This window comes from Fibrobacter sp. UWB2 (genome assembly GCF_002210425.1).
GTDB classification, from domain to species: domain Bacteria; phylum Fibrobacterota; class Fibrobacteria; order Fibrobacterales; family Fibrobacteraceae; genus Fibrobacter; species Fibrobacter elongatus.
In genome coordinates, this window is the sequence record NZ_MWQK01000007.1 from 142,136 (window position 1) to 166,126 (window position 23,991).

Sequence of the window (23,991 nt, forward strand, 5' to 3'; positions counted from 1 at the left end):
AGGCGAGGATCTGTTTTTTAATGTCATCCCTGCTTTTTTTGTCATGCCCGCGCAGGCGGGCTTCTCCTATTTTTAGAAAATAAGTTATTTTAGGGTTTAGAAATTCATGGATGAATTAAAGCCCGAAGAACAAGCTCGTGTTTTGATAGATGAAATGCTCGCCGCAGCCGGCTGGGCAGTTGTTCCGCGTTCTGAGTATATGGACGTTCCGCATGCACAGGCGGTTGCCGAGGCTTTGACCAAAGGCAATTGCGAAGCGGACTATTTGTTATTCTTGGATGGAAAGGCTATAGGCGTTCTCGAAGCAAAGCGAAAGGAAAATCTTCTTGGCGGCGTGGTGGCTGAACAGACGGCGAAATATTCTGCAGGGGCGCTTCCTTGGTACCAAACATGGACAAAACCGTTACCGTTCCTTTTCATGTGTAATGGCGACAAGTTGCTGTTCTGCGACCGAAGGGATTTCGCTGCTGGAGAGCCTCTGGAGTTCTTTGAACTTAAAAAGATGTTCACGCCGAAAGAAGTCGCAATTCGTGCGGAACTCAAATCTGAATTTGCGAAAATGCCTGCGGTTCCTGCTGTGCAGACAAAAACTAAAGCAGGTTTGCGCCAATGCCAGTACGATGCAATTTGCAACTTGGAACTGAGCTTTAAGCATGGCAAGAAAAAGGCTTTGATTGTCCTTGCAACGGGTGCTGGTAAAACATTTACCGCATGCACAGCGGCGTATCGTCTGCTCAATTATACCCCGGCTAAAAAAGTCTTGTTCCTGGTGGACCGCAACAACCTTGGCAAACAAGCCGAAGGCGAGTTCGGGACATACAAGCTTACGGAAACAGGAATTCCGTTTAGTGATGAGTATGTCGTTCAGCGTCTCCACAACGTGAAGGATATCGAAAAGTCCCATGTGGTGATATCTACCATTCAGCGTCTTTATGCTGTTTTGACCGGGCAAACCTTTGTTGATACCGACGATGACGAATCGGAACTTGATGGCGACTCCACAAACGATCAGTCCTCCGTAAGCATTGAACTTCCGCAAGATTTGAAGGTTGCAAGAGATACCTTCGATTTGATTATTGTGGATGAATGTCATCGCTCCATTTATGGCAAATGGAAACAGGTGCTCGATTATTTCAATACGGCTCGTGTTGTTGGATTGACTGCTACTCCGACCGAAGAAGCTTACGCGTTCTTCAACAAGAATACAGTGGTAGAATACACCCTCGAAGATTCTATCCGCGATGGCGTGAACGTACCCCCGCGCGTATTCCGAATCAAGACCCTAGTCAGTTCGCAGGGCGGGACAATCGGTCAGGGCGAACACGTAGAGCGCATTACGCTTTTGAACGGCTCCAAGCAAAAGAAAATTCAGAAAGAAGACCAAAAGTACGAAAGTACCGAATTAGACCGCAGTGTCGTGAACCCGGCACAGATTAGGCTCGTAGTTGACTCCTTTAAGCAAGCCATTTATTCGTCGCTTTACCCAGAACGTTTGAGCGATGATCCTGCCCGCAACTGGAAATATATCCCCAAGACACTTTTCTTTGCAAAGACTGACAGCCACGCCGACAACATCGTTGATGCCATCAAGCAGTCCTTTGCCGTTGAATTTGAAAAGGTGGGGCTCAAACTCCCCGAAAAGTTCGTGCAGAAGATTACATGCAAGGCAGGGAATTCCAATCAGCTGATTTCCGATTTCAGGAACGAGAAGGAATTCCGCATTGCGGTGACGGTGACGCTTGTGGCGACCGGTACGGATGTGAAACCTTTGGAAGTCCTAGTGTTCATGCGCGATATCAATTCTGCCGTACTTTACACGCAGATGAAGGGTCGCGGTTGCCGAACGATGGACGATGACAAGTTCCAGCTTGCAACTCCGAACGGAACGAGTAAGGACTGTTTCTACTTAGTCGATGCGGTTGGTGTTACCGAACACGAAATGAAACTTCCGGGGGCGGCTAGCGATGCGAAATTTCACAAAACCTTGGGACTCGAAAGGTTGATGGAACGCCTGGCCCATGGCGAAGTTCCTGATGAGTACTTGAATTTGTTTGCGGGTTATCTCTCGAAAATAAACAACAAGGCGGAGCAGGAAGATTTGAGCGAAGTTAACAAGTTGCTGGCTCCAACATCCCTGTATTTCTTTGTAAGCCGAATTTATGATGCCCTCACAGGTAAGAATGAATTCTCGACGCATCCTTTACCGGAATACAAGGACATCAACGACGCTAACATTGAACGCAGGGAGTTGATTTCTGCTGTCATCAACAATGTCAAGGTTCGCAAGGTTCTCCTTGAAATCAATCGTGGCTTTATCAAAATCCAGCAAGAAGGTACTGATAGTCTAGTTTACTCCGGTTTCAGCATCGATGAGTCCAAAAAGTATGCGGAGATTTTTAAGGAATTTATCGAGCAGAATCGTGATGAAGTGGAAGCTCTGCGCATTATCTACAACAGCGAAGATGTTGCCATTACCTACGAAATGCTCTCGGATTTGAAGCGCAAACTCGAAAAGTTCAATCCGATGCTGAACGAAAAGAATCTTTGGACTTGCTACAAGACATTGTCCGTGAATAAAGTGGGGAAGGCCGGAAAAGTAAAGGACCTGGAAAAGGACGAAGTGGGACTTTTGACGAACTTGATCCAGCTTGTGCGTTATGCCTTGGGCAAAAAAGAACAACTCTATTCTCTGCAAAGTACTTCTGCAAGCCTTTTTGAACTCTATTGCGGCCAAAATCAACGTGTGCTGAACGATAATCAAAAGCAAGTGCTCAGGAAAATAGCTCAATATGTTGTGCAGAACGGTTGTGTCTCGGCGCCAATCCTGATGCAGTATGAGAAACCTCTATTCTTGCAGGCGGCAAAACTCTTCGGCCCGCAAAATGTTAATACCGAAATCCAGAACCTGACAAAGTTCATGTTCCAGTAAAGAAAGATGAAAAAACAGATTGAAGTAAAATCCGAAACGACATTGACAAAAAAGGTCTGGAATATGGCCGATGTGCTGGCTGCTGCCGGCGTAGGCTTCACCGACTACATTATCCAGCTGACTTATTTGCTGTTCCTGAAGATGGATGCAGAAAAGGAATCCTACGGATTGGGTAGTGCTATTCCCAAGGGCAACCGCTGGAAAGATTTGCTTTCTCTTGACGGTCCGGATTTGCAGGCGAAATACGAAAAAATTCTTGAAACGCTCAAATCCAAAGACGGTCTGATTGGCGCAATCTTTACCGAAGCGCAGAACAAGATTCAAAAGCCCGCCATGCTTAAAAAGCTCATCAACATGATTGATGAAGAAAACTGGTTCAGCATGGAAGGCGACATCAAGGGTGCTATTTACGAAAGCATTCTTGAAAAGAACGGACAAGATAAAAAGAGCGGTGCAGGGCAGTATTTTACTCCGCGTCCGCTTATTAACGCCATGGTCGATGTTGTGGCTCCGAAAATTACGGAAACCGTTGCAGATCCCGCTTGTGGAACGGGTGGCTTTTTGCTTGCCGCATACGATTACATGAAGCGCCAGAGCAATGATATCGAAAAGTTGAAGTTCTTGCAGACAAAGGCTCTTAGCGGTAATGACATCACGCCTTTGGTGGTGACCTTGGCGAGCATGAACCTTTACTTGCACGATGTCAGCCCGGATACGACTCCTGTCAAGTGCGTCGATTCCTTGGAACACGAACCTGAACATTTGGTGGATGTCATTTTGGCGAATCCGCCTTTCGGAACGCGTCCGGCAGGTAGCGTGGATATTACCACCATGCGCACCGATTTGATTGTCACGACGACCAACAACCAGCTGAACTTTTTGCAACACATGATGCTAATGCTCAAGGATGGCGGCCGTGCGGGCGTGGTGTTGCCGGATAACGTTCTCTTTGCGGATGGTGCGGGTGAAACGCTTCGCAAAAAACTTTTGACCGAGTTCAACCTCCACACAATTCTCAGGCTCCCCACGGGAATTTTCTATGCGAACGGCGTGAAGGCAAATGTGCTTTTCTTTGTCAAGGGAAGCCCCACCAAGGAAACTTGGTTCTATGATTACCGTACAGGCATCAAACACACGCTTGCGACAAGACCTCTGAAACGCAGCGATCTTGATGATTTTGTGAATTGCTACAATGCAAAGAACATCGCTAAACGCAAAGAAACTTGGAGCGAAGAAAACCCGACTGGGCGTTGGCGCAAGTATGATGTCAAGGAACTCCTGGCCCGCGACAAGACGAGCCTCGACATAACTTGGATTAAGGACAAGGACGATATCGAAGACGTAACGCTTGCCGACCTTTTGGCAAACATCAAGGACGAAGCGAAGGAAATTGCGGCCCACTCTGAAAAACTCGCCAAGATGCTCAAGGGAATCGACGGATGATTCTTTTGATGTTTCTTGACATTTCTTGAGAAAATGAGTATATTTTTAACAGCGAACCCCGGAAGCCTCTTAACAATGCTCAAATGTCCGGGGTGTTTTTGTATCCAGAGGTGAAATGAAGTACTTAAAGCCGTCATTATCTTATGAACAGCAAGCCGATAGATTAATAGAAAGGGGGCTTGTTGCAGAGAAGGCGTCTTTAGTTGATATTTTATCCAATATCAGTTATTATCATTTTAGTGCTTACTTGTTCCCGTTCAAGCAAGATAATTCTGATTGTCTAAAGCCAGGAACGTCGTTGGACCAGATTTATCGCCGTTATCGTTTTGACCGTCGTTTGAGATGTCTGATTATGGACGCACTGGAACGTGTTGAAACGGCGCTCAAGGCAAAAGTGGTAACCGTCTTTACGCAAAAGTACGGTCCCTTCGGTTATTTGGATAAGGCCAATTACAATAACTTTTGTGATGCTGATTTTCAGAAATTGATGGCGACAATTGATGCGGAGGTAAATCGGCATATCAAAAGTAAAGAGCAGTTTGTTACCCATTATTTGGATAAGTACGACGAACCAAATTTGCCTTTTTGGATGGTCGCTGAGTTGCTGACATTTGGGAACATCTTGACGATATATCGTAAAATGCATCGCCCAATACAACAGGAAATTGCATCTGAATTTGGAGTGCCCGTTGTTATTATGGAATCTTGGTTGTTGACCTTGAATCACGTTCGTAATATCTGTGCGCACCATGCTAGATTATGGAATCGTCGTCTTGGCATTCGCCCGCAAATTCCAACAGTGAAAAAGCATCCGGAATGGGCGAAAATTTCAAACGACAAGCCATTTGTTGTTTTGATGATATTGAGCCAGATGCTAAAGAAGTGCGCTCCGAAAACAGAATGGCGAACACGCATAGAAACGCTGATGGCTGAATATTCGGATTTGCCGTTTGAATGCATAGGTTTTCTTGCCGATTGGAAAACTCACAATTTATGGAAATGTTGATTTATTGTTATTATCAAGAATAAGAATGAACACGAAACTCCTGAAGCAAAAAATCCTTGACCTCGCCATTCGCGGAAAGCTCACGCAACAACTCAAAAGCGACGGCAATACCGCCGACCTGTTGAAAGAAATTTCCTCTGCATGTCATCCTGAGCGGAGCGCCAAGGGCGCGAAGTCGAAGGATCTCAAGCAAATTATCCCCCTCGACAAAAGCGAAGCCCCTTTCGAAGTTCCTGCAAATTGGGAATGGGTGAGACTGGGGGATGTGGCTAGTGATTTTCAATATGGCTCTGCAGAAAAGTCCCAAGTCGAAGGAAAGGTTGCTGTTCTTAGAATGGGGAATATAAATAGGCAAGGACAAATTGATTATGGTGATTTAGTTTATACATCTAATGATGCTGAAATTGCTAAATATCTTTTAAATAAAAATGATGTTTTGTTCAATCGAACAAATAGTCCTGAATGGGTTGGAAAAACCGCCATTTACAAGGGTGAAATTCCTGCAATTTATGCAGGATATATAATTAGAATAAGACCTCATTTTAATTCTGATTATCTGAATTATTTAATGTGTAGTGATTATGAACGTAATTGGTCAAAAGAGGTGAAAACCGATGGCGTCCATCAATCAAATATTAATGCTCAAAAATTGATTGCTTTTGCTATCCCCCTCCCTCCGTTAGCAGAACAGCAGCGTATTGTCGCAAAAATTGAAGAAGCCTTCGCTGAAATCGATGCCATCGAAAAGAACAAGGAACTCCTCAAAACCCATATCAAGCAAACCCGCCAAAAAATCCTTGACCTCGCCATCCACGGCAAACTCGTCCCCCAAAACAAATCCGACGAACCCGCCAGCGTTTTGTTAGAACGAATAACACGTGATAACCCCCATTATGAGAAGTTGACCGATGTTCCCTTTGAAATCCCTGATTCTTGGGAATGGGTAAAGTTAGGGTATTTAGGTAATACCAATATAGGACTTACGTATCATCCCAACGAAATTGTTGACAACGGAATTCCTGTTTTGCGTTCAAATAATATAGTAGCAGGAAAATTAGATTTAAGCAATCTGGTATGTGTTAATTCAAAGATTCTTGACAATCAATTGCTAAATACAGGCGATATATTAATTTGTGCACGAAACGGAAGCCAATCCCTAGTCGGAAAATGCGCAATAGTTGATAACTCGGCAAAGCATTTTTCTTTCGGTGCTTTTATGGCTGTTTTTCGTAGTGAATATAATCCTTTTATATATCACTATTTAAATTCAGAATACTTTAGAGATTACATGTTTGAGGCAAATTCTACTCAAATATGTCAACTAACACAAAATATGTTGAAGAATGCGTTAATCCCATTTCCGCCATTGGCAGAGCAGAAAAGAATCGTGGATAGGATTGAAGAAATCTTTAAGTCGTTAGACGAGATTTCTCTCCATTTGGCCTAATGTAGAAAACAGTTCCTCTATCTTTGCAACAATTCGAGATTGCTCAGCAAGCGGAGGGAGTGGAACCACGAGAGATAACAAATCATTGGCCGACAAGGATGTTATCCCCACACCACGTCCATTTAAGTTTCCCTTTTCTTTATTATACCTAATGACGTATAGATAAAAAACATTGCTCAAAGAAACAGATTTCGGGCGAAGTCTTGAAATATGATTTTGAAAACAAATGTCGTAATCAAAATTCCAAATAGCGGCACGCCCTACATCTCCTCCGTTGCAAAGAAGTAGATCACCTTTTTTGGCGGTACACTTATCCAACTCATCCTCTGTAAAATACATGGACCGTACTTCAGACAAGTCAAATTCGCACCAATATAAATTTGAAGTGGTGATATAATTTCTCTGTATTCCTGTTGAATTTGCCTTTTTTAGCGCTTTGCCAGTTGTGTGAAAAAACAAATTTCCTAGCTTGCACCACACCCAATTTTGGGGTATTTCAAAAGGTTCGTCCTCTATCTTCTCATAATGGGGGTTATGCCTTCAAAATTATTTTCAATGAAATCAACAAACATCTTGACAAATTTTTCAAATAGTGTATATTTGTGCAGTAGTCCGTTTTTTTTATAGCATGTAAACGGAGTGAGGTAGTATATGAGCAAGCAGAATGTGTCGACTTTTACCGCATCAAAATCAGCCGGCAAAAACGATTTCTCCCTGATAGACGAAAATTTCCTGAAATCCAGAATCTACACGATTCGTGGTCTCAAGGTGATGTTGGATTCCGACTTGGCGGAAATTTATGGGTATGACAAAAAGGTTTTTAACCAGCAGGTCAAAAATAATATTGAAAAGTTTGACGATGATTTTCGGTTTCAGCTTGATCGCAATGAACTTGCAAATCTTATATCCCTGCATCCGACATCAGACTTGAAGTCAAAATTTTTGACTTCAAGTTGGGGCGGCTTGCGAAAAATGCCATTTGCCTTTACCGAACAGGGTATTTATATGCTCATGACGGTCCTCAAAGGGGAACAGGCTATAGCTCAAAGCAAGGCTCTGATTCGCCTTTTCAAGCAGATGAAGGACTACATTGTTTCCGAGAACATGCAGTTGCTCAACGTGGGCAATAGTCTGCAAATTTCCTCTTATATGGTTCAAAATACAAGGGAAATTGCAAAAATTCGTGGAGAACTTGCCGAAACCCGCACGGATGTTTTTGCAATGAAGTCTGATTTGCAGAAGGTAATGGAAAACTTCATTGATCCTTCGATGTTTAAGCACTTCTTGATTTTGAACGGACAGAAACTTGAAGCCGATGTTGCGTATGCGCAAATTTATGGTATGGCAAAGAAGTCGGTGGTCATTATCGACAATTATGTGGATGTCAAGACTTTAGATTTACTGCGGAATGTCGCCAAGGGTATTGTCATTACGATTTTCAGTGATCAATATGGAAGAACCCGGTTGACCGAGAACATGTTGGCTGATTTTAGGGTCGCGCGCCAAGATGTTGTGCTTGAAGATCCGAAAACAGCCGGAAATATATTTCATGACCGCTATATACTGCTTGATTTTGGTTCAAAGAACGAGAAAATATTCCACTGCGGAGCATCTTCCAAAGATGCCGGGAACAAGATTACGTCTATTGTCCAGTTGGATGATGTTTCGATTTACCATGCCGTGTTTGAGAACTTGTTATGAACTGCTTCGTTTTCTACCTTGCAGAAAGACCTTCGTTTTACCAGTATCTGGAAGGGCAGAACCTTGCTGTCAATACGATGGATTCGTATTGCTGGACAGCGGACTTCTTCAAGTCGCATTTCGGACGGTTCGGTCGTAAGTCGCTGGCTGATTATAAGAGTTTTCTTTTAGAAAATTACAAACCCAAAACTGTTAATTTGCGAATTCAGGGCATCAACAAGTATTTGGATTTTGCAGGCAAATCGAAGTTACGGATCAAGAATGTCAAGGTTCAGCAAAAAAGTTTTCTGGAAAATGTCATTAGCGATGCCGATTACAAATTTTTGAAAACTAGTCTATTGCAAGATGGTCAAATCAAGTGGTATTTTGTAGTGTGGTTTCTTTCGGCGACGGGCGCCCGCGTAGGGGAGCTTGTGAAACTCAAAGTGGAACATGTCGAGTGCGGATTTTTTGACATCTACGGAAAAGGTGGAAAGTTGCGTCGGCTCTACATTCCTGAGACTTTGCAAAAAGAAGCTTTGAAATGGCTTGCGAAGGATGGACGGTCGAGTGGATACCTTTTCTTGAATCGTTTTGGCAAGCAAATTACCCCGCGGGGAATTGCCTCGCAACTGAAAACGTTCGCAAAGAAATATGGCCTAGACGAAGCCGTTGTTTATCCCCATTCGTTCCGTCACCGGTTTGCCAAGAATTTCTTGGAGAAACGGAATGACATCGCTCTGCTTGCTGATCTCATGGGGCACGAACATATCGAAACTACACGTATATATTTGCGCCAGACTGCAAGTGAACAACGTGAAGTTGTGAATAAGGTGGTGACGTGGTAAATTTATACAAACTAAAAAGTCCGCGTTTCCTAGCGGACTTTTTGTACAAATTTCCTAACCCCTAAAACTAAACCCTTAATACCTATAAACTAAAATGCCTGATAAATCTTGAAAATCGCGAGAATTTTACCGATAATGGCTGGAATTCCCGGACACAAGAAGCAGAGGATGACTCTCGTCACTCGGTTCTTCCACCAGCGCCTGACCTGCCAGATGTCGTCTGTAAGCGTTTCCATTTCAGATACGCGCGGTGGTCGTACGTAAACCTGCGTCAGGGCTGTAAAGAATCCAACCCCGATAAGCGGTGTAAGCCCCGTAAACGGAGCCATGACCAGCGCCACAAGTACGGTCAACGGATGGCCGCCTGCGATGATTGCACCGAGCATGGCGCCACCGCCAGTCAGCATGGCCCACTGCAGGCTCAGCTGTCCGGCCTTCTCGATTCCAGCAAAATAGCCGACAAGCACGATGCTTGCAATAATCGCAAGAGTGATGGTCCAACCGATAATCTTCCAGATGGCCGTTCCCTTCGGGATGACGGAAATCGATTCTTCGCTTGGGAGTTCCTTGTTTTCTTCGATGATGCCTGCGATGCCGCGCATGTGACCTGCGCCCACGACTGCGACGACCTTGTCGCCCGGAGCGTTCTTGATCTTGCTCGCGAGGAACTGGTCGCGTTCATCGATGAGCACCTGTTTCACTTCGGGGAATGTCTTTCCGAACTCCTGCATCATGGAGTTGAGGGCGTCCTTCTCCTTGATTTTCTGGAGCTCTTCTTCGCTAATCTCGGTTTTGTCGAAAATGCTTGCGAAAAGCCCGCCGAGCAAGCTGAACTTGCGGTACCACGGAGTGCAGGCCCAGGTGCGCTTGAGCGTAATCTTGATGTCGCGGTCCGCGAGCACAATGGGGATGTTCTTCTCGTTTGCAACGTCAACCGCCTCCTTCAGTTCGGAGCCCGGCTTGACTCCTGTTTGTGCGCCCATGCGTTTCTGGTATGAACCGAGCACGAGGTTTGCAATGAGGGTGGCGAGCTGTTTTTTACGAATCACGTCTCTCAGGTCTGTATTCTTCCAGCGGTTCGGGTCCTGGATGGACTTGAGCCTGCCTTCGTCGAGTTCCACGCAAACTGTATCCGGGTTTTCCGTTTCAATCGTTTCGTGGACTAAATCTTTGGAAATCTGTGAAATGTGTGCTGTACCGACAAGGACGATCTCCCTGTTATCCTTGGTGTGGATACGGTAAATGTCGGACTTTTCGCCCGTTACAGGTTCCTTGGTTTCTACAGACTGAGAATTGGTTTCGTTCATATGGTAGACGTAATGTAGAAAAAGATGGGGCTTTTTTTCGAAAAGTGGTTGATTTGGGCACTTTTTGTGGCAAAAACGGAAAAAAGTTAGAATGACATATTTAATAAATAAGTGTATATTTTGGTAGGATTTTTTTCGGAGGAGTACCCCATGAAAAAATTATTGCTTATTTTGTCTACAATTGGTTTGGTCCTTATGGGTTGCGCAGGCACGCCGAAGGACGATGGCGAGGGCTTGGATAACGCACTCGTGTCTTTCACCTCTAGCATCCAGAGCTCCCGTTGGCAAGAAGCCTTGAGCTATGTGACTCCGGACGAAGCTCGCCAGATTGGTACGTCTGATGGCTATGAATTTTTGCCGGAATACCAGACTGCCGCAAGCCGTCTCCCGCTTTCTACGCTCCGCAAGGCTAACCTCTCGCTCGATGGCGATGGCCGTCTCGTGGGTATCAAGGCTGTCATGGACGAAACCAACGAACGCTACAAGGTTTCCGAAGACCAGGCTAAGGTCGGCACGAACTTGAAGCAGATGGAAGACGACCGCATCAAGCGCCGCCTCGAAGAAGGTCAGAAGATTCTCCAGGAAGAAGAAGCTACTGCCCATCAGGAACAGCAGGTCGAAGTTCTCACCAACCGCCTTACCGACGACGAAAAGCGCAAGTATGGCAGCACCGGTGAACTCCTCGCTCCGGAATCCACTCGCGAAGATGGCACTGCTGAAGAATCCTACAACGGCGAATACAGATAATCAGTCGTTTTTAGCTCAATCTTTTTGTAGATTTTCCCTCGACGGTTAGTCGGGGGATTTTTTTTAGGAGTGTCCCATGAAAGGATTTTTTGCTCTATTGGCCTTGCTCATGACCCTAGCCCTTGTGGCTTGCGGTTCGGACTGGAGTGTAGGTCCTGATGACGGTGGGGCCTCTTTCAACAGGCGCTTCCACTATTATTATGAGGTGGACTGCCGTTACGATGCCTTTGGCCAGCCCTATGACTGCTCGGACACCTATTCTATGTCGCCTTCCATGGTCGTTGACTTGCGGGTGACCCGCGATGGCTATGCCACCCTTTGCGTCGATGATAATTGCTCTTACTATGACCCGCGCGACTACGATGTCGGTTATAATCATGGGACGCGCTATTATGATTTTGAGGGGTATGATACCCGCATGGTTATCTATGCCGACGGCTCCGAACTCGTTTACATCGACACCTACAAAGGCGATGCATACTATTATTACTACGATAACCCGGACTATTACGACGATTACTATTGATTTCACTGGGGAGATTTTCTATCTTTAGCCCCACTCATGAGTAATTCGGAAAATTTTGTTATCGCCCTTGATGGGGGCTCTGGCACAGGCAAGAGTACCACTGCAAAGATTATTGCAAAGAAATTGGGCATTACCTACCTCGACACAGGTGCGATGTACCGCGCCGTGACGCTTGCCGCCCTCGATGCGGGTCTTGCTGCTGAAGAAGGTCCGGCTATGGACGAATTGCTCTCTAACCTCACGCTCGGGTTCGATTCCGAAAACCACATCCTCATTAACGGTGTCTGCCGCGAATCTGAAATCCGTGGCATGCGCGTATCGAGCAACGTGAGCATCTACTGCGCCCTCCCGTCGGTCCGCGCCGCAATGACCAAGCAGCAGCGTGAAATCGGCAAGAAGCAGAGTTGCATTCTGGATGGCCGCGACATCGGAACCGTCGTATTCCCCGATGCGAAGTACAAGTTTTTCATGGTGACGGACGTGAAGGTCCGCGCCGAACGCCGCTACAAGGAACTCCTTGAAAAAGGCGAAAAAGTTACCCTCGAAGAAGTCCTCAACAATCTGGTCGAACGCGACCGTCTGGACTCCTCTCGTGCGACCGCCCCGTTGAAGAAGGCGGACGATGCTATTGAAATTGACACTACACACATCTCAATCGAACAACAGGTTCAAAAGATTCTTGACTACGTAGGTGTAGTGGCGTAGCCTGAATCCTTTAAACCACAACCCAATTAACTAATATGTCTCAAAATCTCAAATTCGGAACTCAAGAAGATCTCGAAGAAATTCTCGCCGCCCAGGGTGAATGCTCCCCGGACTTCCGCAAGGCCAACGCTGACGTCTATGCCGGCATGGGCTGCCTCGAACAGGGCAAGCTCGTCACGGGTAAGATCAGCCAGGTGAACGACCAGGAAGTTCTCGTCGACGTGAACTACAAGTCCGAAGGCGTTATTGATCGCGCCGAATTCAAGGATACTGATTCTCTCGAACTCGGTTCCGAAATCGAAGTGTTCGTCGAAAAGCTCGAAGACGAAGACGGTCGCCTCATCCTCTCCAAGCAGAAGGCTGACTTCGTTCGCGTGTGGGATCGCATCCACGCTGCATTCGAAAACAACGAAGTCGTACGCGGCACTCTCACGAAGCGCATCAAGGGCGGCGTTGTCGTCGACCTCTTTGGTATCGATGCCTTCCTCCCGGGCTCTCAGATCGACCTCCGTCAGATTCCGGACATCAACGCTCTTATCGGCCAGGAATTCGACCTCAAGGTTATCAAGGTCAACAAGGCTCGTCGCAACATCGTCGTTTCTCGCCGTGTTGTTCTCGAAGAAGAACGCAACAAGCAGCGTGGCGACGTTCTCGAAACTCTCGAGAAGAACCAGGTCCGCAAGGGTATCGTCAAGAACATCACCGACTTTGGTGCATTCATCGACCTTGGCGGCGTAGATGGCCTCCTCCACATCACCGACATGAGCTACAAGCGCATCAACCACCCGTCCGAAATGCTCCAGCTCGGTCAGGAAGTCGAAGTCATGGTTCTCGACTTCAACGACAAGAAGGAACGCATCTCTCTCGGCATGAAGCAGCTTAAGCCGCATCCGTGGAAGGATATCGCTGAACGTTATCCGGAAGGCGCTATCGTCAAGGGTAAGGTTGTTTCCATCACTGATTACGGTGCATTCGTCGAACTCGACAGCGGTGTTGAAGGTCTCATCCACGTTTCTGAAATGTCCTGGACCCAGCACGTCAAGCACCCGTCCAAAATCCTCACCGTTGGTCAGGAAGTCGAAGCTGTTGTTCTCAAGGTTGAAGAAGATGCAGAACGTATCTCTCTCGGCATGAAGCAGCTCGAATCTGATCCGTGGGATTCTATCGAAACTGAACTTCCGCCGGGCGCACGCGTCGTCGGTGAAATCCGCAACATCGCTTCCTTCGGCGCATTCGTCGAAATCAAGGAAGGTGTTGATGGCCTCATCCACGTCTCTGACATGTCCTGGACCAAGAAGATCACCCACCCGAACGAAATGGTCAAGAAGGGTGACAAGGTTGAATGCGTCGTTCTCGCCGTCGATAAGGAAAAACGCCGCATTTCTCTCTCCATGAAGCACCTCACCGAAGACCCGTGGGATTCTATCGATTCCACCTACCCGGTTGACTCCGAAGTCAAGGGCAAGATCGTTCGCATGCTCGACCGCGGCGTCGTGGTTGAACTCGCTGACGGTATCGAAGGCTTCATCCCGGTCTCCAAGCTCACCGCTGAATACATCAAGGTTCCGGCCGATGCATTCAAGGTTGGCGACGAAGTTCCGGCTGTCGTGACCGAAATCGATCAGAACAACCGCAAGATCTATCTCTCCGTTGTTGACTACTTCAAGAACCGTGAATCCGCTGAACTCAAGGCTTGGATGGACTCCCACAAGCCGGGCGAAAACGGCACCACGATTGGCGAAGCTGTTGCTCCGAAGAAGAAGGCTTCCAAGAAGAAGGCTGAAAAGTCCGAAGAAGCTGAAGCTTAATTTGGTTTCAAACTAAAGCTTAAAGGAATCCCGCAGGCAACTGTGGGATTTCTTTTATGACCGCTCGGCTCTATAGCAGTATAGAACATCCGTCTTCGCCTCGCTCTCGCCATCACGACTCGTTTTTTACGAGTCGCTTATGGCTCACGGATGCTCGCTTTACTTGTCTCCATGGAATTCCCGATAAATTTTATATTATTGCAATATGGAACTTCGCGAATCCCGCATCACAAAACGCATCGCCTGGATTGACATTTGCAAGGCTCTCGCCATTAGCTTAGTCGCACTCGGCCACATGCAATCTATTTACCTTGTCAATGAAACTATTTTCGCTTTTGCCATGCCCGCGTTCTTTTTCCTCTCCGGCTACACTTTTGAACGCTCGGCGAACGCTCCATTCCTAGAACTCCTCCGAAAAAAGTTCCACAGCCTAGTCATTCCGTATTTTGGATTTTCTGCGATTCTTTTTGCGTTCTGGTTCTTGGTGCGCCGCAATTTTGGCCTGTCGTACGAGACCCATGCGACTGTCACTGACGTCTTGATGCAGATCCTGTGCGGGACGAACAGCACGTTCTTTGTGACTCCTCTTTGGTTTTTGACTTGCCTTTTTGTGGTAGAAATCCTCTTTTGGTGCTTGCTCCGCATTCGGAAAAAGTTCCTGAGGGTGACCATAATTGCTTTGCTTTTTATTCCGGGACTTATTTACTGGACTTATATGGATATGTTGCAGTTGCCGCATGTTTTCTGGAATTTTGATCAGGCGAGTTTCTTTCTTTCGTGTCTAGCCATTGGTTTTGTCGCATCGAAGAGGAATTTAGTTGAAAAATTACTTTGTTCTTTAAAACGTAATTTATTTGTGGTTTTAGTTTCGGTAATTGTATTTGCGCTAGTATTTGCCGTCCGTGAAAAAACAACGTCTCCTTTGCTTTTTGTGTCGATGCAGGCAATGATGACTTTTTCTAGCTTGCTCGCTTTTGTTGCGATTTGCAAATCCATTCGCGAAAGAGCTGTCCTGAATTTTATCGGGCAGAATACGATTACGATTTTGGCGTTGCATATCATGGTACAGAGCATCTTGCGTGGCGTGCTATTCAAGGTTTTCCATGTGGCGCCTGAATGGATTGAAACCTCGCTAATCGTGAGCGTTGTGTTGACTCTCGTGACGATTGCGGCTCTCGTTCCCGTCATTCTGCTGATTAATAGATTTACCCCCTGGCTCGCCGGGAAAAGGCTTAGTGCTCTCAAATGACATCGTTGCGATACTAGAAACTAATAACTATTAACTAGTAACTAAATTTTAAATTGCTATTTTAATGGCTATGAATCTCGCTGGAAAGAAAATCCTTCTTGGAGTCTCGGGCGGAATTGCCGCCTACAAGTCTTGTGAACTCTTGCGCCTGTTGCAAAAGAAAGGCGCCGAAGTGCGCGTCTGCATGACCGAAGCCGCTACACAGTTCGTGGCCCCGCTTACGTTTGCAAGCCTCTCCAAGTGCCCGGTTTACCTGAAAAATGGCGCCGTTGAAGCGCGCCCGTTCCAGCATATCGATTTCCCGCGTTGGGCCGACCTTTATCTCGTCGTTCCGGCGACCGCGAATGTCATCGGAAAATTTGTCTATGGCATTGCTGATGACCCAGTGAGCCTTTGCTTTATGAGCTGCACGGGTCCGCGTTTTATTGCCCCCGCAATGAATGTCGCGATGTTCAATTCCCCGGCGGTCAAGCGCAACCTCGAAACGCTCCGCAGTTTTGAAAATACGTTCGTGATGGACAGCCCGGCGGGCGAACTCGCCTGTGGCGAAGTTGGCAAAGGTCGCCTCCTCGACCCTGCGGAAATCGTGGAATATTTGGAAGCTAGTAGTGTCATCCTGAGCGAAGTGCCGCGCGCGAAGTCGAAGGATCTTCAAGCTCTTCCTGCTGAAAATGAAGTGGATCCGACGCTTCCCGGTTACGGCAAGAAGGTCCTCATCACGGCTGGTCGCACCGAAGAAGCGATTGACCCGGTGCGTTACATTAGCAACCGCAGCAGCGGAAAGACTGCTGTTGCCATTGCCGCGACGTTCCTGGCGAACGGCTTTGATGTGAGCGTTGTCGCTGGCCCGATGGAAGCTGAATTTCCGGGTGCCGTCCACGTGACAAAAATCAAGAGCGCTTGCGACATGCATAAGGCTGTTCTTGAACAGATGAAGAATGCCGATGTGCTCGTGCATTGCGCCGCCGTGGCCGATTATCGCCCGAAGGTGGCCGCTACAGAAAAAATCAAGGATAGCCGTAGTCAGCTCGTTTTGGAACTTGAACCGAATCCGAACATCTTGCGTGACAGCGTCGCGCAAAAGCGTGCGGACCAGGTCATTGTCGGTTTTGCGCTTGAAACGGACCACTTCAAGGAACATGCGGCCGAGAAGCTCAAGAAGAGCGGCGCCGATGCGCTACTCCTCAATGCCCCTGTGGCTGCGAACAGCGGTTTTGGTTTTGACGAAGTCCGTTACACGTTAATCCGCGCGAACTCTCGCAATGCACAAAATGCGGCTGAGGTTGAAATTCCCGAGATGAAGATGGGTTCTAAAATCGATCTCGCACAAGAAATTGTAGATTTTAGCCTTGATCAGTTAAAGAACGCTTAGAGGAACGGTATGCCCGAAGAATTTGATTTTAGCGAACTTCGCAAATATCTGCAAGGCCAAATGGACATGGGCGAGGAGGACTTGCTCCTCGATGAACCGTGGACGTTGACTCGCAAAAAGTCCGCCGTTCCTGCAGGGGCTCCGCGCCCGGCAAATCCGATGCCGCAAATGCGCCCGGCGAATCCGGCGCCATTCCCGCAGCATTCGGCTCCCGCGAATCCTGCTCCGATTCCGCAGCAGTCGCCGTTCCCTTCAAACCCCGCACCGTTTGCAAATCAGGCGCAGCCCGCTTTTCAGCAGTCTGCATTTGGCGCTCCCGCGCCATCCGCGCCGGCTCCGCGTCCGGCCCCGGCGCCAAAGCTCGATGCAGGCCTCACCATTGCCCCGCGCGCCGTCAAGAAAACGACTGCCGCGTACGAACTCGCCGATTCCATCGGCGCCTTCTACGATGCTCTCAAGACCGACGCGCTTTACGCGCGTGCCGCGAACGTTGTTCGCTACGAAGGCCCGGAACACCCGCGCCTTCTGATTCTCCTTGCCGCCCCGAAGCCCGGTGAACCGGCCGGCGCCTTTTTCCAGTCTCCGACTGGCGAGATGCTTGTGCGTTTGTTCGGAAGCCTCGGTTACGCCCCGGATTCACTTGGCGTTACGTATTTCTACAAGGATGCTCCGCGAGCACTATCTCCGATCCTGCTCGCCTCGCTCCGTCGAATGCTAACAAAGGAACTTTCCTTTATTGCACCTGAAATCATGATTACCTTTAGCGAGCCGCTTTTCTATGACGTGTTCAGCAAGGGTAAGAACTTCAACGAACTCGCCGGTACGGCGCTTGATTTCAACGGCACAAAGACGGTTTCGCTAGTCGATGCTTACGCGATGACGACGGACAAGCAACTTAAATGGCTTACGTGGAAGGTACATATTCCGCGTAGCGGCCTTTTCACCGCCGCTAAGTAAAACATTGTCATGCCCGCCGCCGCGCGGGCATCTCCATTTTATGCCCTTTTCGCCTTATTCTTGGCGTCTCTCCAAAAACCATTGTAAACTATTATTGTATATTTAAATCGGTATAGTTATGTCTGAAGAAAATAATTCCAAGTCGTTTGAAGGTCGTCAAATGCCCGCCGATGTTGAGGCGGAGCGCTGCCTGTTGGGCGGTATTTTGCGTGATCCCGAAGTGATGGGTACCGCAGTTATGGCCATCAGTGACGATGACTTTTTCTACATGGAACGTCATCAGTTGATTTGGAACGCACTTTGCAGTTTGAACAAGGCGGTGACCCCCATCGATCCCGTGACGCTTTCGGCGGAACTTACGAAGATGGGCAAGCTCGACATTGTCGGTGGCCGTGAATACATCTTTGAATTGATGGAATCTGTTGCGTCGTCGGCGAATGTTCCGTGGCAGTTGGAACACCTCCGCAGCAAGGCGGTGCTTCGCAAGCTCATCCGCACGTCATCCGATATTATCCGCCAGGCGATGGACCCGGCATCTACTCCGGACAATGTGCTGCAAGATGCCGAACGCGATATCTTTGCGATTGCCGATAACCAGGTGCGCAACACCTTAAAGTCTATCGACAACTTTGTGGCTCCTCTTCTGGAACGCATCAACAACCGCAGGGAAGGCGGCATTACGGGCGTGCCTACGGGCATTACGGAACTGGACGAACTCACAAACGGTCTCCAGAATTCCGACTTGATTATTCTCGCAGCCCGTCCGGGTGTCGGTAAGACGTCTTTCGCTATGACGGTTGCCGCAAACGCCGCTATTCGTTACGGCAAGAACGTCGCCTTCTTCAGCTTGGAAATGGACGGCATTCAGCTTGCCCAACGTCTGCTCTGCTCGCAGGCGCAGGTCGACCAGAGTAGGCTCCGCAACGGTAAGCTCAACTCTGACGAAATCAAGAAGATTATCGCCGCCGTGACTCCGATTAACCAGGCTCCGCTGTTTGTCGATGACAACGCCGACCTCGGCATCATGGAACTCATGAGCAAGGCGCGCCAGCTCAAGCACAAGGGCCACCTTGACCTCCTCATCATCGACTACTTGCAGTTGATGAAGACCGGCAAGGAAGAAAACCGCGCCGTCGCTATCGGTGCAATTTCCCGTGGCCTCAAGATCTTGGCAAAGGAATTGAGCATCCCGGTCATTGCGCTCGCTCAGCTCAGCCGTAAAGTCGAAGAAAAAGGCCGTGAACGTCCGCAGCTTTCGGACTTGCGTGAATCCGGTTCTATCGAACAGGACGCTGACATGGTGTGGTTTGTGGAACGCCCGTTCGTGCAGACGCACAAGGATGAAGACCGCTACAAGGCAACGCTCATTGTGGCTAAGCACCGTAACGGTTCCGTCAAAGATATCGACATGAGCTTCGTGCCGGAATACACGACGTTCTACGATGCGACCGACCAGCAAGGCGTGGAAGGTGACGAAGATTACCAGTATGGTTCTGATGACGAAGGCGGTGGACCGCAGGTTGCCGACTTTGGAAGTTTTTAAGGAAGTGTAATGACGCTGATTTTGAGACCGATAAATTGGATTGGACAAAAGATTGTCGATGCAGTCGCCTCTGTGGGTGAGTGCATTTGCATCCTGTTTATCACGCTCAAGCAGTTCCGCTATGTGCACAAGAATCCGGCGCTGATTGTCAAGGAGATGATCTCCGTAGGCGTCTCCTCGCTCCCGCTCTTGTTCGTGACGTCCATCTTCACGGGCATGGTCGCGACCATCATGGCCGAGTTCGAATTCCACAATCTCGTGTCCGACAAGTTTGTGGGGACCGCCGCTTGCAAGATGGTGCTCATCGAGCTTGGACCGCTCCTTACGGCCATCGTGCTTTCGGGGCGTGTGGGTAGTGCTGTCGCTGCCGAAATCGGTTCCATGAAAGAGAAAGAGGAACTCTCCGCGTACGTGGTGCTTGGGCTCGACCCGTACCGCTACCTCGCGATGCCGAGACTGTTTGCGTTCTTGACGATGATCCCGTGCCTGACAGCCATTTCAAACGCGCTTGCGCTGATTGGTGGCTGGATCGTCTGTGTGCTTGCTTTGGATATCACGACCTACACCTATTCGACCGGTATGCAGTACCTGTTTGATAGTTTGGATTTGTGGGCGGGGATTATCAAGTCGATTGTGTTTGGGACAATCATCTTTGTGCTTGCTTACTACCATGGGACGCATTCCAAGCCGGGTGCGCATGGCGTGGGCCTTGCAACGATGAGCGTCGTTGTTTCTAGCTGTCTTATGATTTTGGTTTCTGACTTTATTCTTGACGCGTTCATGTTCTTCTAGAGGTTTAGCTATGCCGAATGTAAAAATCGATCCGAATGATATTGCGATTCGACTCAAGGGACTTAAGAAGTCCTTTGGCCCTCAGACCGTTCTTGAAGACGTGAACCTCGACATCCGCCGTGGCGAGACGATGGTCATCATCGGTAAGTCCGGCGGTGGCAAGTCCGTGATTCTAAAGCACATGATTGGACTTTTGCAGCCGGATGGCGGCGAAGTGACTGTCGATGGCGTGACTATCAGTACGCCCAAGTTCTTCGATACGCGTACCATCCGTCGCAAGATGGGTATGTTGTTCCAAATGGGCGCCTTGTTCGATTCCATGGACACGGGCGAAAATATTGCCTTTGCCCTCCGTGAACACCATCCCGAACTCTCTGAAGCCGAGATCCAGAACGTGGTGACCGAAAAGCTCCAGATGATCAACCTCGTGCCGTCTTTCCGTACAAAGATGCCTTCCGAACTTTCGGGCGGTATGCGCAAGCGTGTGGCGCTTGCAAGAGCGATTGCCCTGAACCCGGAAATCCTCTTGTACGATGAACCGACGACGGGCCTTGACCCGATTACGAGTGACGTGATTAACGACCTTATTCTCGATATGCAGAGTAAGCTCGGAGTGACCTCTGTCGTGGTGACGCACGACATGGTCAGTGCCTTCAAGGTGGCGGACCGAATCGCCATGCTTTACAATGGGCGCATCATCGAGGTGGGGACCGTCGATGAAATCAAGAATACGAGCAACCCGTATGTGCACCAGTTCATAACGGGCCAGCGCAAAATTTCGGTGGATGGGGAAAATCAGGAATAGATTTTAAAGAGTGGGGAAAATTATGGATAGGAAAAAGATATTACCGTTATTGTTTACTTCTGCAGCGATAATCCTTTGGGCCTGTGGCGAAGGGAGTATCAACTACGTGGAAGACCAGGACGAAATTGTACTGAAGGATCTTAAGGATAAACTAGATACATCGAAAAAGGATTACGATGAAAACGTAAATTCCTTCCTCCAGACTTTTGTGGATTACTGCAATAGTAAAGAAGGCCACAAGGCGGGCTGCGAACTCGAGAAGATTAAGAAAAGCAGTAGCTCCAAAAAAGAAGAAAACAAGAGCTCTTCAAGTAGCAAAACCTCGAATTCTTCTAGTTCGACTTCTGCAAATTCTAGCAGCTCCAAGGGCGGGACAACATCTTCTAGCTCCGTTAAGGGTTCGTCTAGCAGCTCTTCAGCAACGTCTGCATCGTCCAGCAGTGTGTCGTCTAGCTCCAGCAAGCCGTTGCCGGTTTCTGGCAAGTGCATTTTGGATAGGCCCGAAAAGGTCTATATCGGTGATGTGGTGACTTGGAGTTACCTCCCGGATGAAGGTTCCTTGGAAAAGGGCAATTTCGTGTGGGAAGTATCCGACGAAGTCGAAGAGGGCCTTGTCGAAGGGAAACTTTCTGGCAATGGTACGCCTAGCATCAAGGTGAAGTATTCTACCGTTGGACAAAAGTTTGGACCGATTCTCCACTTTGCTGAGAAGAAAATTGATTGTGATGACGATTTCCGCGTCTATCAGGTTGTAGTCGAAGAAAGCTCTTCTTCAGAAGAAGAATCCTCGTCTTCTTCTGAACCGGAATCCTCGTCTTCTTCCAAGGCTGCGGTGAAGGGCTATTGCGCTGTCAGCAAGCGTGTGATTACCGTTGGTGAAACCGTGGAATGGTTCATCGTGGATGCCGAACGCCAAGAACTTGAAGGAAGACATCAATGGATTGGATACGGTGATGGAACGGCTCAATATGTCTCGGGCGAAGAAAAGGGAACTGGTTCGACTAGGGTTGTTGTTCAGTATCTGCAACCTGGTGATAAGGCCCCGCAAGTCACTTGGGATGGCAAGACCGTTACTTGCGAACGTGATGAATTAAACGAAGACGATTTTGACCCGCTCCTCCATGTAGAGGCCTTGCCGGAAAGCTCTTCGTCCGAAGAACCGCCTGAGGAAAGTTCCTCTTCATCGGGTGAAACGGATTCTAGCTCTTCTAGTTATAAGAAGCCTGTTGACTGCGTGTTAGAGCCTGATGACCCTGCGTGCACGTCGTATGACTTCTAAAAAGTTCTATAAAATACAGATTCTTGTATAATTAATTTTACAAACGCTCCGAGCCTCGTGTTCGGGGCGCTTTTTTGTGAATTTCCTCAATAAAAAACGCTTACAGAGTTTGCTTATTGGCGCGATTTAATTTATTTTTCGCCTAAGAGGTTTTTTATGAATAAAAAGTTTTATATCGGAACACTTGCTGTTGGTATTGCCGCAAGTTTTTGGGCTTGCGGAAGTGGCGAAATTATAAAGCCGAATGAATTTGATGCTACGATGGGGTATACCGATGAGAAAGACCCGACTATGGGTATTGACGCTGGTGCATTTAAGGCTTATTGTCCGGAATGTGTTGCTCAGGCAAGCTCGTCCTCTACAGCTCCTAAAACGCAGAAGTCCTCTAGCTCTCGTCAGACTCTCCCGGGCCTTTCGTCTTCGAGCAAGATCGTTATCAATACGTCGTCTTCTGCAGAACCGGGCATTGCATCCTCGTCGTCTCAGTCCGGTCCGGTTTTCCTTTATTCTTCGTCTAGCAGCGCTCCGGTTGTACAGCCGGGTGGTGATGTCGGTACCTGCGCTCCGGAAAAGGATACCTATGAAAGTGGCGAATCCGTAATTTGGAAGTTTGAACGTGGCAGTGCTATTACGGGCCAGGATTACTTGAAGTCCAAGTCCGTATGGACGACCGCCGATGGTACTCCGGCTGCTTCAGCTGTTTTGGAAGGTGTTAAAGGCCGTACCCATACGGTGACGTACGCCACCTCTGGTAAGCACAATGCTTCTGTCCAGATTACCACGGCTACTGGTGCTGTCCATAATGTGACTTGCACACCGGTTCAGGTGAACGGCGCTCCGATTACAGGCTGTAAGTGCGCTGCAGTGGATAAGAATCCGGATATTAGCGTTGGTGGTGCTTGGACTATTGAGGGCTGCTCTTCTACGGGTGCTAATATTGTCGGTTATGAATGGGCTGGCGCTCTTGCCGATCCGACGAATCCTGCGAAGGCTTCTCAGGCATTTACCGCAAAGAACCAGGCTGCGGCTCCGATCGTTAGCGTTTCCAATGACGACAACACCGTTATACAGGTCCCGTGCGACACGGTTGTTTCTGTGGATGCAAACGATCCAGATTACCCCTTGACGTTTGAAGGCTCCAGCATTCCGTCTGCTACGGATGTCTCTATTGATATTCCGCTGAACAAGGAAGCATGCATTCAGGTTTCCTTCAAGTGGGAAGGTGGCTGGACTCCGAATAACATCTCCTTGCTTTGCGATGTTACCGCAGCTCAGAACCAGCCTGGGTTGACGTTGGATATCACTTATGGTGAAACTTCTAAGTCTTATCCGGGCGATTACAACATCAGCAATAGCGGTATTGCTTTGGGTGCTGTGAAGGCTGGCCAGAATACGATGGGTAACGTTTGCGTGACAGCAACGGGTAAAGAAGGTGGCAAGGCCAAGTGCTTCTTCGGTAACTAGTCTAGACCTTAGAATCATCTAGTACAAGAACTTAAAAAGACCTCCCATCTGGGAGGTCTTTTTGTATGCTTCTACGTCATCCTC

At 48.2% G+C, this 23,991-nt stretch carries 20 protein-coding genes; 18 read left to right on the forward strand and 2 right to left on the reverse strand.

The window, feature by feature from the left end; translation table 11 throughout:
• The first annotated feature begins 106 nt into the window (after positions 1-106).
• The 4 genes from B7982_RS13855 (at position 107) to B7982_RS13870 (ending at position 6,825) form a co-directional block, all read left to right on the forward strand.
• On the forward strand, positions 107-2,929 hold the full coding sequence (locus B7982_RS13855; RefSeq protein WP_088661259.1) for a DEAD/DEAH box helicase family protein: 2,823 nt from the start codon (positions 107-109) through the stop codon (positions 2,927-2,929).
• Positions 2,930-2,935: 6 nt separating this feature from the next.
• A complete protein-coding gene (locus B7982_RS13860; protein ID WP_088661260.1) occupies positions 2,936-4,372 on the forward strand; it encodes a class I SAM-dependent DNA methyltransferase in 1,437 nt (478 codons plus the stop codon).
• A 115-nt stretch (positions 4,373-4,487) separates the two neighbouring features.
• A complete protein-coding gene (locus B7982_RS13865) occupies positions 4,488-5,378 on the forward strand; it encodes an Abi family protein (RefSeq protein ID WP_074209004.1) in 891 nt (296 codons plus the stop codon).
• Positions 5,379-5,403: 25 nt separating this feature from the next.
• The gene (locus B7982_RS13870) at positions 5,404-6,825 is read left to right on the forward strand and encodes a restriction endonuclease subunit S (protein WP_088661261.1); all 1,422 of its coding nucleotides are present in this window, start codon (positions 5,404-5,406) and stop codon (positions 6,823-6,825) included.
• On the opposite strand, the gene B7982_RS13875 is transcribed toward B7982_RS13870, so the two are convergent.
• On the reverse strand, positions 6,796-7,305 hold the full coding sequence (locus B7982_RS13875) for a restriction endonuclease subunit S (RefSeq protein ID WP_233138578.1): 510 nt from the start codon (positions 7,303-7,305) through the stop codon (positions 6,796-6,798). The genes B7982_RS13870 and B7982_RS13875 overlap by 30 nt on opposite strands.
• 171 nt (positions 7,306-7,476) lie before the next feature.
• On the opposite strand from B7982_RS13875, the gene B7982_RS13880 reads away from it, so the two are divergent.
• Both B7982_RS13880 and B7982_RS13885 read left to right on the forward strand, forming a co-directional pair.
• Positions 7,477-8,526, forward strand: coding sequence for an ORF6N domain-containing protein (locus B7982_RS13880; protein WP_088661263.1), 1,050 nt, complete (start codon positions 7,477-7,479; stop codon positions 8,524-8,526).
• Positions 8,523-9,353, forward strand: a complete 831-nt coding sequence (locus B7982_RS13885) for a tyrosine-type recombinase/integrase (protein ID WP_088661264.1) — start codon at positions 8,523-8,525, stop codon at positions 9,351-9,353. Before B7982_RS13880 ends, B7982_RS13885 begins: the two co-directional genes overlap by 4 nt.
• Positions 9,354-9,442: 89 nt before the next feature.
• On the opposite strand, the gene B7982_RS13890 is transcribed toward B7982_RS13885, so the two are convergent.
• Entirely contained in the window at positions 9,443-10,660 is a 1,218-nt protein-coding gene (locus B7982_RS13890; protein WP_088661265.1) for a TraB/GumN family protein, read from the reverse strand.
• Positions 10,661-10,810: 150 nt separating this feature from the next.
• On the opposite strand from B7982_RS13890, the gene B7982_RS13895 reads away from it, so the two are divergent.
• The 12 genes from B7982_RS13895 (at position 10,811) to B7982_RS13950 (ending at position 23,907) form a co-directional block, all read left to right on the forward strand.
• Positions 10,811-11,407 (forward strand): hypothetical protein, encoded by a 597-nt coding sequence (locus tag B7982_RS13895; protein ID WP_088661266.1) that lies wholly within the window; start codon positions 10,811-10,813, stop codon positions 11,405-11,407.
• A 76-nt stretch (positions 11,408-11,483) separates the two neighbouring features.
• The gene (locus tag B7982_RS13900) at positions 11,484-11,933 is read left to right on the forward strand and encodes a hypothetical protein (RefSeq protein ID WP_088661267.1); all 450 of its coding nucleotides are present in this window, start codon (positions 11,484-11,486) and stop codon (positions 11,931-11,933) included.
• A gap of 36 nt (positions 11,934-11,969) precedes the next feature.
• Positions 11,970-12,638: a (d)CMP kinase gene (gene cmk / locus B7982_RS13905; RefSeq protein WP_088661268.1), complete on the forward strand. Its 669-nt coding sequence runs from the start codon at positions 11,970-11,972 to the stop codon at positions 12,636-12,638.
• Positions 12,639-12,673: 35 nt separating this feature from the next.
• Positions 12,674-14,446 (forward strand): 30S ribosomal protein S1, encoded by a 1,773-nt coding sequence (locus B7982_RS13910; RefSeq protein ID WP_015731809.1) that lies wholly within the window; start codon positions 12,674-12,676, stop codon positions 14,444-14,446.
• A gap of 205 nt (positions 14,447-14,651) precedes the next feature.
• Positions 14,652-15,695, forward strand: coding sequence for an acyltransferase family protein (locus B7982_RS13915; RefSeq protein ID WP_088661269.1), 1,044 nt, complete (start codon positions 14,652-14,654; stop codon positions 15,693-15,695).
• Positions 15,696-15,765: 70 nt separating this feature from the next.
• Positions 15,766-17,067 (forward strand): bifunctional phosphopantothenoylcysteine decarboxylase/phosphopantothenate--cysteine ligase CoaBC, encoded by a 1,302-nt coding sequence (coaBC, locus tag B7982_RS13920; RefSeq protein WP_158213018.1) that lies wholly within the window; start codon positions 15,766-15,768, stop codon positions 17,065-17,067.
• Between the two features lie 9 nt (positions 17,068-17,076).
• Positions 17,077-18,024: a hypothetical protein gene (locus B7982_RS13925; RefSeq protein ID WP_088661271.1), complete on the forward strand. Its 948-nt coding sequence runs from the start codon at positions 17,077-17,079 to the stop codon at positions 18,022-18,024.
• Positions 18,025-18,142: 118 nt separating this feature from the next.
• Positions 18,143-19,567 (forward strand): replicative DNA helicase, encoded by a 1,425-nt coding sequence (gene dnaB / locus B7982_RS13930; RefSeq protein ID WP_088661272.1) that lies wholly within the window; start codon positions 18,143-18,145, stop codon positions 19,565-19,567.
• Between the two features lie 9 nt (positions 19,568-19,576).
• Positions 19,577-20,359: an ABC transporter permease gene (locus B7982_RS13935; RefSeq protein ID WP_088661273.1), complete on the forward strand. Its 783-nt coding sequence runs from the start codon at positions 19,577-19,579 to the stop codon at positions 20,357-20,359.
• Between the two features lie 10 nt (positions 20,360-20,369).
• Positions 20,370-21,164 (forward strand): ABC transporter ATP-binding protein, encoded by a 795-nt coding sequence (locus B7982_RS13940; protein ID WP_088661274.1) that lies wholly within the window; start codon positions 20,370-20,372, stop codon positions 21,162-21,164.
• Between the two features lie 22 nt (positions 21,165-21,186).
• Entirely contained in the window at positions 21,187-22,443 is a 1,257-nt protein-coding gene (locus tag B7982_RS13945) for a hypothetical protein (RefSeq protein WP_088661275.1), read from the forward strand.
• A 156-nt stretch (positions 22,444-22,599) separates the two neighbouring features.
• Entirely contained in the window at positions 22,600-23,907 is a 1,308-nt protein-coding gene (locus B7982_RS13950) for a hypothetical protein (protein ID WP_088661276.1), read from the forward strand.
• Positions 23,908-23,991 lie beyond the last annotated feature (84 nt).